General features: G+C 66.1%; 12 protein-coding genes. 4 read left to right on the top strand and 8 right to left on the bottom strand.

The window, feature by feature from the left end; translation table 11 throughout:
* On the top strand, positions 1–447 hold a 447-nt coding region (locus H3O04_RS29060), incomplete at its 5' end, for an NINE protein (protein ID WP_202588987.1).
* A gap of 51 nt (positions 448–498) precedes the next feature.
* Here the strand turns inward: H3O04_RS29060 and H3O04_RS29055 are convergent.
* A complete protein-coding gene (locus H3O04_RS29055) occupies positions 499–1,677 on the bottom strand; it encodes a PA0069 family radical SAM protein (protein ID WP_202588986.1) in 1,179 nt (392 codons plus the stop codon).
* Positions 1,678–1,767: 90 nt separating this feature from the next.
* Complete coding sequence (locus tag H3O04_RS29050) at positions 1,768–2,256, bottom strand: Lrp/AsnC ligand binding domain-containing protein (protein ID WP_012492860.1); 489 nt, start codon at positions 2,254–2,256, stop codon at positions 1,768–1,770.
* A 145-nt stretch (positions 2,257–2,401) separates the two neighbouring features.
* Here H3O04_RS29050 and H3O04_RS29045 point away from each other — a divergent pair, with 145 nt between their 5' ends.
* Complete coding sequence (locus H3O04_RS29045) at positions 2,402–3,688, top strand: D-amino acid dehydrogenase (protein ID WP_202588985.1); 1,287 nt, start codon at positions 2,402–2,404, stop codon at positions 3,686–3,688.
* Positions 3,689–4,012: 324 nt separating this feature from the next.
* On the opposite strand, the gene H3O04_RS29040 is transcribed toward H3O04_RS29045, so the two are convergent.
* From H3O04_RS29040 to H3O04_RS29020, 5 genes are all read right to left on the bottom strand, one after another.
* Positions 4,013–4,948 carry an electron transfer flavoprotein subunit alpha/FixB family protein gene (locus H3O04_RS29040; protein WP_011544897.1) on the bottom strand — a complete coding sequence of 312 codons (936 nt, stop codon included), beginning with the start codon at positions 4,946–4,948 and terminating at the stop codon, positions 4,013–4,015.
* A 16-nt stretch (positions 4,949–4,964) separates the two neighbouring features.
* Positions 4,965–5,714, bottom strand: coding sequence for an electron transfer flavoprotein subunit beta/FixA family protein (locus H3O04_RS29035; protein ID WP_006496532.1), 750 nt, complete (start codon positions 5,712–5,714; stop codon positions 4,965–4,967).
* Positions 5,715–5,943: 229 nt separating this feature from the next.
* Positions 5,944–6,738 carry a MetQ/NlpA family ABC transporter substrate-binding protein gene (locus H3O04_RS29030; protein ID WP_202588984.1) on the bottom strand — a complete coding sequence of 265 codons (795 nt, stop codon included), beginning with the start codon at positions 6,736–6,738 and terminating at the stop codon, positions 5,944–5,946.
* Between the two features lie 28 nt (positions 6,739–6,766).
* A complete protein-coding gene (locus tag H3O04_RS29025; RefSeq protein ID WP_006476559.1) occupies positions 6,767–7,420 on the bottom strand; it encodes a methionine ABC transporter permease in 654 nt (217 codons plus the stop codon).
* Positions 7,410–8,444, bottom strand: a complete 1,035-nt coding sequence (locus H3O04_RS29020; protein WP_202588983.1) for a methionine ABC transporter ATP-binding protein — start codon at positions 8,442–8,444, stop codon at positions 7,410–7,412. Before H3O04_RS29020 ends, H3O04_RS29025 begins: the two co-directional genes overlap by 11 nt.
* A 217-nt stretch (positions 8,445–8,661) precedes the next feature.
* Between H3O04_RS29020 and H3O04_RS29015 the strand changes: the two genes are divergently transcribed.
* Complete coding sequence (locus H3O04_RS29015) at positions 8,662–9,570, top strand: alpha/beta hydrolase (RefSeq protein ID WP_011544893.1); 909 nt, start codon at positions 8,662–8,664, stop codon at positions 9,568–9,570.
* A 30-nt stretch (positions 9,571–9,600) separates the two neighbouring features.
* Here the strand turns inward: H3O04_RS29015 and H3O04_RS29010 are convergent, their stop codons facing one another.
* A complete protein-coding gene (locus H3O04_RS29010) occupies positions 9,601–10,524 on the bottom strand; it encodes a histone deacetylase family protein (protein ID WP_011544892.1) in 924 nt (307 codons plus the stop codon).
* 169 nt (positions 10,525–10,693) lie between these two features.
* On the opposite strand from H3O04_RS29010, the gene mltB reads away from it, so the two are divergent.
* The coding region (gene mltB / locus H3O04_RS29005) for a lytic murein transglycosylase B (RefSeq protein ID WP_442862851.1) at positions 10,694–11,884 on the top strand (1,191 nt) is incomplete at its 3' end.

Below are 11,884 nucleotides of genomic sequence, written 5' to 3'. Positions count from 1 at the left end.
CCCCGCCGCTTCCGCTCCAAGACGCTCACCGCCGCCCTCGCGTTCCTGCTCGGGTCGATCGGCGCACACCGCTTCTATCTGTACGGTTTCCGCGACGTGTATGGCTGGGCCCACTTGCTCGCCACGATCGTCGGCATCCCGGGCTTCCTGCTGCTCGCCGCGACCCAGCGCAGCGCCGGCCTCGGCTGGTGGCTCGCGGTACCCGGCGCCATCTCGCTGCTGGCGGCGTTTCTCGCCGCACTCGTCTACGGGCTGCGCCCCGACGAAAAATGGGATGCGCAATTCAACGCGGACACCGGCAAGCACAGTCAGTCGGGCTGGACGGTGATCTTCGTCGTGATTTTCTCGCTGCTGATCGGCGCGTTCCTGTTGATGACCGCGCTCGCGCTGTCGTTCCAGACATACTTCGAATCGCAGGTCGAAGCAGCCAAGCAGATTTCGCAGTAAGCACGACCAATACGGTCGATACGGCTCGCCAGCAACTGCGTTGCCTGCCGGTCAGAACAGGTTCAACTGCATGTCGTCGCGCGACTTCGCGCCGGCTGCACGAACCGCGACACGCGGCGCCGGCACCGCGGCGGCCGGCGCACCGCTGAACCGCGACAGATCGAGAATGCCGTTCATGCGTTCGTTCAACCCGAGCCGCTTGACCGCCTGACGGAAGCGCTGCCGCAACAGGTCGGCCCAGATCCCCTCCCCCTTCATCCGTTTCGAGAAATCCGAGTCGTAATCCTTGCCGCCGCGCATGTCGCGCACGCGGTTCATCACGCGCTCCGCACGATCGGGAAAATGCGCGGCAAGCCACTGCTTGAACAGCGGCGCGACCTCCCACGGCAACCTCAGGATGATGTAGCTCGCATGCGTCGCGCCGGCTTCCGCGCAGGCCTCCAGCACGCGCTCCATGTCGGGCTCGGTCACGAACGGGATCACCGGTGCGATGCTCACGCCGACCGGCACGCCTGCATCGCGCAGTGCACGGATCGTGCGCAACCGCCGCGCCGGGGTGGCCGCGCGCGGCTCGAGCGTGCGCGCGAGCTCGGCATCGAGCGTCGTGATCGTGACCGCCGCCATCACCTGCCCGCGTTCGGCCATCGGCGCGAGCAGGTCGAGATCGCGCTCGATCAGCGACGACTTCGTGATCGCCGCGAACGGCAGCCCGCGATCGTGCATCACCTGGATCACGCTGCGCGTGATGCGCAGGTCGCGCTCGACCGGCTGGTACGCGTCGGTATTGACGCCGAGCGCGATCGGTTCCGGCACGTAGCGCTTGCGCGAAATCTCGCGCTCGAGCAGTTCGGCCGCGTTCACCTTCGCATAGATGCGGCTTTCGAAATCGAGCCCCGGCGACAGCCCGAGGTAGCTGTGCGTCGGCCGCGCGAAGCAGTAGATACAACCGTGCTCGCAGCCGCGATACGGATTGAGCGACACGCTGAACGGAATATCGGGCGACTGGTTGCGCGTCAGGATGCTCTTCGCCCGCTCCTCGAAGACCTGCGTGCGCAGCGGCGCGGGGAAATCGGCATCGTCGGACGCGTGCGTCCAGCCGTCGTCCACAGCTTCGCGCTGCGCGATTTCATACCGCCCCTGCAGGTTGTCGACCGCACCGCGCCCCTTGCGGGGCACGGGCGGCGCTATCGGAAATTCGTTGTCGGACCGATCGTCCATGTGCCCACCCATTCGCCTGCGCCCAATACTGTACATTTATACAGTATTGGGCGCAGCATGCCAAGGGCGGGATAAAGGGCCCGACGGCGAACCGCCGTCGCGTCACTCGCCGACGGCGATCGTCAACGTTTCCTTGATTTCCTCCATCACGACATAGCTCTTCGACTGCACGGCGCCCGGCAACTGCAGCAGGATGTCGCCCAGCAGTTTCCGGTAGTCGGCCATCTCGCCGATCCGCGCCTTGATCAGGTAGTCGAAATCGCCGGAGACGAGATGGCATTCGAGCACCTCGTCGATCTTCATCACTTCCCGGCGGAATTGCTCGAACATGTTGCCGCCCTTGTGGCCGAGCGTGATCTCCACGAACACCAGCAGCGCGGCCCCCAACTGGCCCGGATCGACCCGCGCGTGATAGCCGGTGATCACGCCATCGCGCTCCATGCGCCGCACGCGCTCGATGCACGGCGTGACGGTCAGGCCGACCTGTTCCGCGAGGTCTTTCATCGCCATCCGGCCGTCGTCCTGGAGCAGTTTCAGGATGCGCCGGTCGAGCTTGTCGAGCGAGCGTACGGGCTGACGTTGCGTTCTCATTTGTTTATGCTGAAAACCAGAAAAATACAATAACAAAAACTGCACATTCGACAATACCATAGCGCAAAAAACTAGATCAGCTAGAGGTTACACGGAGCCGCAGGTGCGCCCGGCCTCGACCTGATTCCTTCGATCTGGAGCAGCTATGCGAGTCGTCATTCTGGGCAGCGGTGTAGTGGGCGTGGCAAGCGCGTATTACCTCGCGCGCGCCGGCCATGAAGTCACGGTGATCGACCGGGAAGCCGGCCCGGCGCTGGAGACCAGTTTCGCGAACGCAGGCCAGATCTCGCCCGGCTATGCGGCGCCGTGGGCCGCACCCGGCGTGCCGCTGAAGGCCGTCAAATGGATGTTCGAAAAGCATGCGCCGCTCGCGATCCGCCTCGACGGCACGCGCTTCCAGCTCCAGTGGATGGTTCAGATGCTGCGCAACTGCACGGCCGAGCGCTATGCAGTCAACAAGGGCCGGATGGTCCGTCTCGCCGAATACAGCCGCGACTGCCTGCAGGCGCTGCGCGCCGATACCGGCATCCAGTACGAAGGCCGCACGGGCGGCACGCTGCAACTGTTCCGCACGCAGCAGCAGCTCGACGGCGCGGCGAAGGACATCGCCGTGCTGCAGGAAGCGAACGTGCCGTTCGAACTGCTGTCGCCGGCCGAGTTGAAGCAAGCCGAGCCGGCGCTCGCCGCCGTCTCGCACAAGCTGACGGGCGGACTGCGCCTGCCGGGCGACGAAACGGGCGATTGCCAGCTGTTCACGACGCGCCTCGCCGCGCTCGCCGAATCGCTCGGCGTCAAGTTCCGCTACAACACGCCGATCGATGCGCTCGCGATCGCGGGCGGCAAGATCGCCGGCGTGCAGTGCGGCAGCGAGACGGTGCGCGCGGATGCGTACGTCGTCGCGCTCGGCTCGTACTCGACGAACTTCATCTCGAACCTGATGAAGATCCCCGTCTATCCGCTGAAGGGCTATTCGATCACCGCGCCGATCGTCGACGCAGCGGCCGCGCCCGTATCGACCGTGCTCGACGAGACCTACAAGATCGCGATCACGCGCTTCGACCAACGCATCCGCGTCGGCGGCATGGCGGAAATCGTCGGCTTCGACAAGACGCTGCGCGCGGCGCGCCGCGAGACGCTCGAAATGTGCGTAAACGACCTGTTCCCGGGCGGCGGCGACACGTCGAAGGCCACGTTCTGGACGGGCCTGCGCCCGATGACGCCGGACGGCACGCCGATCGTCGGCCGCACGCCGGTGTCGAACCTGTTCCTGAACACCGGCCACGGCACGCTCGGCTGGACGATGTCGTGCGGCTCCGGCCAACTGCTCGCCGACCTGATCTCCGGGAAGAAGCCGGCGATCCAGGCCGACGACCTGTCGGTGCATCGTTACCTGAAGGACGCGCCCGGCCAGACGCGCCCGGCCTACGCGTAAATCGGAACGGCCCGCGGCGGTGCGGGCTCGTTGCATCAGCGAAAAAGGCGCCCTCGGGCGCTTTTTTCGTTTCGGCGACTGCGCGTGCGAGCGCCCGCTCGGCACGAGGCTTCGGTCGACTTGTGCATGGCGCTTGTCGCGCGTCGGGCGAATCGACGCTATCGAACGGACGTACGTGCGCGACGATGCGTTCCGCACGGCACGGGGCGACCGCGGATCGTCCGGGCGAACGACGCCCGCGCCCCTTCAGGCGATGACACAACAAAAAGGGGCGCTCATTGCGCCCCTCGTGCTACATGCTTACCGCCGAAGCGTCACGCCGCATCAGCCGAGCTCGGTCACGAGCTCCGGCACGAGCGAGAACAGATCGCCGACGAGGCCGTAATCGGCCACGCTGAAGATCGGCGCTTCCGGGTCCTTGTTGATCGCGACGATCACCTTCGAATCCTTCATGCCGGCCAGATGCTGGATCGCACCCGAGATGCCGACCGCGATGTACAGCTGCGGCGCGACGATCTTGCCGGTCTGGCCGACCTGGTAGTCGTTCGGCACGTAGCCGGCGTCGACTGCCGCGCGCGATGCGCCGAGCGCCGCCGACAACTTGTCGGCCAGCGGCTCCAGCACCTTCGTGTAGTTTTCGCCGCTGCCCAGACCACGGCCGCCCGACACGATGATGCTCGCCGACGTCAGTTCCGGACGGTCCAGCTTCGTCACTTCACGGCTCACGAACTGCGACTTGCCGGCGTCTGCCGCTGCTTCGATCTTGTCGACCGATGCGCTGCCGCCTTCCGCTGCCACCGGATCGAAACCGGTCGCACGCACCGTGATGACCTTGATCGGATCGCTCGACTGCACCGTCGCGATCGCGTTGCCCGCGTAGATCGGGCGCTCGAACGTGTCGGCCGAATCGACTGCCGTGATGTCCGAGATCTGCGCGACGTCCAACTTCGCGGCGATGCGCGGCGCGATGTTCTTGCCGTAAGCCGTGGCCGGCGCGAGGATGTGCGAGTAGTCCTTCGCGATGTTCAGCGCGGTCGCTTCGACGTTTTCCGCCAGGCCTTCGGCCAGTTGCGGCGCGTCGGCCAGCAGCACCTTCGAGACACCTGCGATCTTCGCTGCCGCGTCGGCAGCCGCTTGCGCGTTGTGGCCCGCGACCAGCACGTGGATGTCGCCGCCGATCTTCGCGGCCGCCGCCACCGTGTTCAACGTCGCGGCCTTGATCGACGCGTTGTCGTGTTCTGCAATCACCAGAATCGTCATTTCTTTCCGCTCCCTCTTACAGCACCTTGGCTTCGGTCTTCAGCTTCTCGACCAGCGTCTTCACGTCCGGCACCTTCACGCCGGCTGCGCGCTTCGGCGGCTCGACCACCTTCAGCGTCTTCAGACGCGGTGCGACGTCCACACCGAGGTCTTCCGGCTTCACGGTTTCCAGCGGCTTCTTCTTCGCCTTCATGATGTTCGGCAGCGTCACGTAGCGCGGCTCGTTCAGGCGCAGGTCGGTCGTCACGACCGCCGGCAGCGTCAGCGACAGCGTTTCCGCGCCGCCGTCGACTTCGCGTGCCACCGTTGCCTTGCCGTCGGCCACCGTCACCTTCGACGCGAACGTCGCTTGCGGCAGGCCTGCCAGCGCGGCCAGCATCTGGCCCGTCTGGTTCGAATCGTCGTCGATCGCCTGCTTGCCGAGGATCACCAGCTGCGGCTGTTCCTTGTCGACCAGCGCTTTCAGGATCTTCGCGACGGCCAGCGGCTCGACGCTGTCGTTCGACTCGACGAGGATCGCACGATCCGCGCCGATCGCAAGCGCCGTGCGCAGCGTTTCCTGCGCTTGCGTGACGCCCACCGACACCGCGATCACTTCGGTCGCGACGCCTGCTTCCTTGAGGCGCACCGCTTCTTCAACGGCGATTTCGTCGAACGGGTTCATCGACATCTTCACGTTCGCGATGTCGACGCCCGTGTTGTCCGACTTCACGCGGACCTTCACGTTGTAATCGACCACTCTTTTCACTGGCACCAGGATTTTCATGCACACGCTCCAAAGTTACGAATACGACCAGAGGCCATTTTATAGCGAGGCCTCATGACTGCGCGGCCAGGCGGACCCAACCATGATGGTTGTCGAGGATACCGCTTCTTGGCGACGCGCCAATGATAGCGAACGGTCGTTCTATTTTAAAAGAGAAAAAACCCGGACGCAAAGCCCGGGTTTTCGATCATCGACTCTAATCCCGCCGGGCGTCCCGTGCTCCGCCCCGTTACCAGGCGGCGATGACCGCGCCGCCGAACTTGCCTTCGATGAACTGCTTCACGTCGGCCGAGTGATACGCCGCAATCAGCTTGGCGACCCACGGCTTGTTCCGGTCCCCCTCACGGATCGCAAGGATGTTCGCGTACGGGCCGCTCGGGCCCTCGATCGCGATCGCGTCCTGCTTCGGTTTCAACCCCGCTTCCATCGCGTAATTGGTATTGATCGCGGCCGCGTCGACGTCGCCGAGCGAGCGCGGAATCTGCGCCGCGTCGAGTTCGACGATCTTCAGCTTGCGCGGATTGTCGACGATATCGAGCGGCGTCGCTTTCAGCCCCGCATCCGCGCGCAGCTTCAGCAGCCCCTGCTTCTGCAGCAACAGCAGCGCGCGGCCGCCGTTGGTCGGATCGTTCGGGACCGCGATGCGCGCGCCCGGCTTCAGTTCGGCCAGCGACTTCACGCGCTTCGAGTAGATGCCCATCGGGAACGTGACGGTATCGGCGACCTTGATCAGCTTGTAGCCGCGATCCTTCACCTGCGCCTGCAGATACGGATCGTGCTGGTAGCTGTTCGCGTCGAGGTCGCCCGACGCGAGCGCGGCATTCGGCTGCACGTAATCGGAGAATTCGACGATGCGAATCTCCAGGCCGTCCTTCGACGCGACCTTCTTCACCACTTCCATGATCTGCGCGTGCGGGCCGCCCGTCACGCCGACCTTGATGGTTTCGGCGTGGGCCTGCGCGCCCGCGAACAGCACGGCCGCACCCAGCGCCGCCGTGAATTTCAGCATGAAGCGTCGTTGCATCGTTTCTCCCCTGTCGGATCGGTTGGTCTTATTTGTGGCTCAACCGGCGCACCAGCCAGTCGCCGAACGATTGCACGATCTGCACGAACACGATCAGGATCGCGACGACCGTCCACATCACTTCCGGCAGATAGCGCTGGTAACCGTAACGGATACCGAGATCGCCAAGCCCGCCGCCGCCGATCGCGCCCGCCATCGCCGAATAGCCGACCAGCGACACGAACGTGATCGTCAGGCCCGCGACGATGCCCGGCAGCGATTCGGGCAACAACACCTTGAAGACGATCTGCGACGTGGTCGCGCCCATCGATTGCGCGGCCTCGATCAATCCGCGGTCGACCTCGCGCAGCGCCGTTTCGACGAGACGCGCGATGAACGGCGCGGACGCGAGCGTCAGCGGCACGACCGCCGCGGCCGTGCCGATCGACGAACCGGTGACGAGCCGCGTGAACGGGATCACCGCGACCAGCAGGATGATGAACGGCGTCGAGCGGACCGCGTTCACGATGCCGCCGAGCACGCGATTCACCGCGAGGTTCTGCAGCACGCCCTGGCGATCGGTCAGGTAGAGCAGCACGCCGAGCGGCAGGCCGACGAGCGCGCCGACCGCCCCGGAGATGCCGACCATGATCAGCGTCTCCCAGAACGACTGCACGAACATATCGAACATCTCACTCAACATACGAAAGCTCCTCTACCACCACACCTTGCTCGCGCAGGAACGCGAGCGCCTGCCCGACCTTGCCCGGCTCGCCGCCCGCGAGCACCGCGAGCGAACCGAATGCCTGCCCCTGGATCTCGTCGATCTGGCCATGCAGGATGTTGAAATCGAGTTCGTACCGGCGGATCGTCTCCGACAGGATCGGCTGGTCAACCCCCGAGCCCGTGAACGCGAGCCGCAGCAGATGCCCGCGGCCCGTCTTCAACCGCTCGGCCACGCGCGCCTTCAGCGCGGGCGGCAGTTCCTGCGCGATCACGTCGCCGATCAGCGCACGCGTCACTTCGTGATGCGGCTGCAGGAACACGTCGATCACGCGGCCTTCCTCGACCACGCGCCCCGCGTCGAGCACCGCGACGCGGTCGCAGACCTGCTTGATCACTTCCATCTGGTGCGTGATCAGCACGATCGTCAGGCCGAGCTCGCGATTGATGCGTTTCAGCAGGTCGAGAATCGAACGCGTGGTTTCGGGATCGAGCGCGGACGTCGCTTCGTCCGACAGCAGCACTTTCGGCTGGCTCGCCAGCGCGCGGGCGATGCCGACGCGCTGCTTCTGTCCGCCGCTGATCTGCGACGGATAGCGATCCTTCTGCGCGGACAGCCCGACCAGGTCGAGCAGCGGCAGCACGGCGGTCTCGATGTCGGCACGGCTCGCGCCGGCCAGTTCCAGCGGCAGCGCGACGTTGTCGAACACCGTGCGCGACGACAGCAGGTTGAAGTGCTGGAAGATCATGCCGATCTCGCGGCGCGCTTCGCGCAGCGCGCCGGCCGACAGCAGCGTCAGATCACGCCCGCCGACGACGACATTGCCTTCGGTCGGCCGCGTGAGCAGGTTGATGGTGCGCACGAGCGTGCTCTTGCCGGCGCCGCTTCGGCCGATGATGCCGAACACCTCGCCTTGCGGGATCGTCAGGTTGACGTTGTGCAGCGCCTCAACCCAGCCGCCCGGGCCGGGGAAACGCTGCGAGAGATTGCGTAATTCGATCATGTAAACAAAACGGCGGCCGGCCGGCGAGATGGCCCGCCAGTCGGCCGCCGATGCATCTGGAATAGCCGGCGATTTTACCGCAAACCCCTCATTCCCCTTAATAATCGATTTCGATCTTTTCATAACCAGACGAAATTAGAGGGGCGCTGCTGGGCCCGCGCGGGAGGGGCGCGACTATGATCGCGAAACGCAGACCAACGAACAGGAGACCCGCCAGATGAGCGCCACCACCACACCGGCCGCCGTGCCCGCCACCGCCGGATCGGCGCCCGCGCCGCGGATGGGTCGGTTGCGTACCGCGGACGGGCTCGAACTGGCGTCGTACCGCTGGCCGGCAAGCGACGGCACCGTGCCGCCGCGCGCGACGATCGCGCTGGTGCACGGCCTCGCCGAGCACGCGGGCCGCTATGCCACGCTCGCCGGCCGGCTGAACGCGGCCGGCATCGACGTGCTGGCGGTCGACCTGCGCGGGCATGGCCAGTCGCCCGGCAAGCGCGTGTGGGTCGAGCGTTTCGGCGACTACCTGAACGATGCGGAGGCGCTGGTCGCCGAAGCCGCGCGCGGCGCGGCGCCGCTCTTCCTGATGGGGCACAGCATGGGCGGCGCGGTCGCCGCGCTCTACGCGATCGAACGCGCGCCGGCTCGCGGCCACGCGCTGGCGGGCCTCGTGCTGTCGAGCCCGGCGCTGGCACCCGGGCGCGACGTGCCGCGCTGGATGCTTGCGCTCAGCCGCATCATCAGCCGTGTGTGGCCCACTTTCCCCGCGATCAGGATCGATGCGGCCCTGCTGTCGCGCGATCCAGCCATCGTCGCGGCCAATCGCGCCGATCCGCTCGTGCATCACGGCGCGGTGCCCGCACGCACCGGCGCGGAGATTCTCGACGCGATGACGCGCATCGAAAACGGCCGCGGCGCGCTGCGCGTGCCGGTGCTCGTCTATCACGGCACCGAGGACAAGCTCACCGAACCCGACGGCAGCCGCGCGTTCGGCGCGCGTGTCGGTTCGCCCGACCGTACGCTGACGCTGTACGAAGGCGGCTTCCATGAAACGATGAACGATCTCGAACGCGACCGCGTGATCGACGCGCTGATCGCGTGGATTCACGCGCGCGTGCCGGCGCGCTGAGCGCGCCCGGCCCGGCCGGTCGAGCGGGAATCAGATCCCGGCCAGCACGCGCAGGTGCGCGACGACGCTGCGCCCGAGCGCGGACAGGTTGTAGCCGCCCTCGAGGCAGCTGACGATGCGGCCCTGCGCATGCCGGCGCGCGACGTCGACGATCTGGGCGGTCAGCCATTCGAAGTCGGCCTCGACGAGGCCGAGATTGCCGATGTCGTCCTCGCGATGCGCATCGAACCCGGCCGACACGAACAGCATCTGCGGCTTGAACGCATCGAGGCGCGGCAGCCAGAACATGTCGACGGCTTCGCGGATCGCCATCCCGTTGCTGCGCGCGGGCATCGGCAGGTTGACCATGTTCGGCGCCTGATGATCGACGCCCGAGAACGGATACAGCGGATGCTGGAAGAAGCTGCACATCAGCACGCGCTCGTCGTTCGCGAACGCCGCCTCGGTGCCGTTGCCGTGGTGCACGTCGAAATCGATGATCGCGACACGCTCGATGCCGTGTACGTCGAGTGCATGCCGCGCGGCGATCGCGACGTTGTTGAAGAAGCAGAAGCCCATCGCGCGCGCGGGTTCCGCATGGTGACCGGGTGGACGGACGCCGCAGAACGCATTCGCATAGCGGCCTTCGATCACCGCGTCGGTCGCCGCGATCGCGGCGCCGGCCGCGCGCAGCGCCGCGCGCCACGTGTCGCGATTCATCAGCGTATCGGGATCGATCTCGACGTGACCGTCGACCGGCGTCATGCTCCGGATGTAGTCGATGTGCGCCTGCGTATGCACGCGACCCAGCGCGACCTCGCTCGCGAATGGCGCGGTTTCGTGCACGATCAGGTCGTCGATGCGGCTCGCAATCAGTTGATCCTGGATCGCCGACAAGCGGGCCGGGCATTCCGGATGCCATTCCCCCATCTCGTGCAGCATGCAGTCGGGGTGCGTGTAGAAAGCGGTTGCCATAAGCTGTCGTCCGCGGCGCACGGTGCGCCGCAGGTCTCCGTCAATGATGTCCATCGTCTGCCGCGAATTCGCCGCTAACTTACCACAACGGGGGCCGGCTTCGGCCCGAGGCGCCGGATGCGTCGGGTATACTGCGCCGAACACAATCGCCCTGTCCGCCCGCTTCGACATGAATTCCAGCAAGCCCGCCGCCCTTCTTTCCGCGCTGTTCCGTGTTCGCGCTCCGTTCGTCGTCGCTGCCATCGCCGCGGCCCTCGGCACCGCGCCTGCCGTCGCACAAACGCAGCCGGCGAAGCCTGCGGGCACGCTCGTCGCCCAGGCCCAGCCGCAGCAGCCGACGCCGCAAGGCCAGACCTTCGAAGAGGAAATCGTTCCACAGCGTTACGCGAGCAACGCGAAAGTCGATGCATTCATCGACGAGATGGTAAGCCGCAACGGCTTCGATTCGGCGAGCCTGCATGCGCTGTTCTCGCGCATCAGCTACTCGGCGACGGCCGTCAAGCTCGTGAGGCCGGCCCCGACGCCCTCGGTCAAGAACTGGCGCGTCTATCGCTCGCGCTTCATCGAGCCGATCCGCATCAACGCGGGCGTGAAGTTCTGGAAGGCGAACCGGGCGACGCTGCAGCGCGCGTCCGAACAGTTCGGCGTGCCGCCCGAGGTGATCGTCGGCATCATCGGCGTCGAAACCATCTATGGCCGCTACATGGGCAATTTCCGCGTGCTGGACGCGCTGACGACGCTCACGTTCGACTACCCGGACACGCCGAATCGCGACAGCCGCCAGGCCACCTTCCGCAAGAACCTCGAAGACTTCCTGGTCTGGACCCGCGACAACCAGCTCGACCCGACCACCGTGCTCGGCTCGTACACCGGCGCGATCGGGATTCCGCAGTTCCTGCCGAGCAGCATCCGCGAATATGCGGTCGACTTCGACGGCACGGGCCACGTCGATCTGCGCAGCAGTCCTGTCGATGCGATCGGCAGCGTCGCGAACTACCTGAAGCAGCACGGCTGGGAAACCGACCGACCGGTGGTCTGGCAGATCACGCCGGACACGGGCAGCCTGGGCATCGCACAGGCCGCCGCCGACGGCCAGCCCGAACCGCACTGGGCGCTGTCGCAACTGCTGCGCGCCGGCATGACGCTGAACGAGCCGACGGTCAACATCACAACCGAAGCCGGCACGCCGGTGACGGTGGTCGACCTGCCGACGCCGGGGCGCGCGACCGAATACATGCTCGGCCTGAAGAACTTCTATGTGCTGACGCGCTACAACCGCAGCTTCTTCTACGCACTCACCGTGTACCAACTCGGCGAAGCCGTGAAAGCGCAGATGGAAGCGAGCGGCGCGCTGCAACCC

Origin of the sequence: Burkholderia sp. KCJ3K979, assembly GCF_016759955.1 — a bacterium.
Lineage (GTDB): Bacteria > Pseudomonadota > Gammaproteobacteria > Burkholderiales > Burkholderiaceae > Burkholderia > Burkholderia orbicola.
The sequence above is the reverse complement of the archived record's forward strand: the minus strand, read 5'-3'. Positions and strand labels throughout refer to the sequence as shown.

Excerpts from the sequence above, each read along its gene's own strand:
- H3O04_RS29055 (WP_202588986.1), bottom strand. The coding sequence starts at position 1,677 with ATGGGTGGGCACATGGACGATCGGTCCGACAACGAATTTCCGATAGCG.
- H3O04_RS29050 (WP_012492860.1), bottom strand. The coding sequence starts at position 2,256 with ATGAGAACGCAACGTCAGCCCGTACGCTCGCTCGACAAGCTCGACCGG.
- H3O04_RS29045 (WP_202588985.1), top strand. The coding sequence starts at position 2,402 with ATGCGAGTCGTCATTCTGGGCAGCGGTGTAGTGGGCGTGGCAAGCGCG.
- H3O04_RS29040 (WP_011544897.1), bottom strand. The coding sequence starts at position 4,948 with ATGACGATTCTGGTGATTGCAGAACACGACAACGCGTCGATCAAGGCC.
- H3O04_RS29035 (WP_006496532.1), bottom strand. The coding sequence starts at position 5,714 with ATGAAAATCCTGGTGCCAGTGAAAAGAGTGGTCGATTACAACGTGAAG.
- H3O04_RS29030 (WP_202588984.1), bottom strand. The coding sequence starts at position 6,738 with ATGCAACGACGCTTCATGCTGAAATTCACGGCGGCGCTGGGTGCGGCC.
- H3O04_RS29025 (WP_006476559.1), bottom strand. The coding sequence starts at position 7,420 with ATGTTGAGTGAGATGTTCGATATGTTCGTGCAGTCGTTCTGGGAGACG.
- H3O04_RS29020 (WP_202588983.1), bottom strand. The coding sequence starts at position 8,444 with ATGATCGAATTACGCAATCTCTCGCAGCGTTTCCCCGGCCCGGGCGGC.
- H3O04_RS29015 (WP_011544893.1), top strand. The coding sequence starts at position 8,662 with ATGAGCGCCACCACCACACCGGCCGCCGTGCCCGCCACCGCCGGATCG.
- H3O04_RS29010 (WP_011544892.1), bottom strand. The coding sequence starts at position 10,524 with ATGGCAACCGCTTTCTACACGCACCCCGACTGCATGCTGCACGAGATG.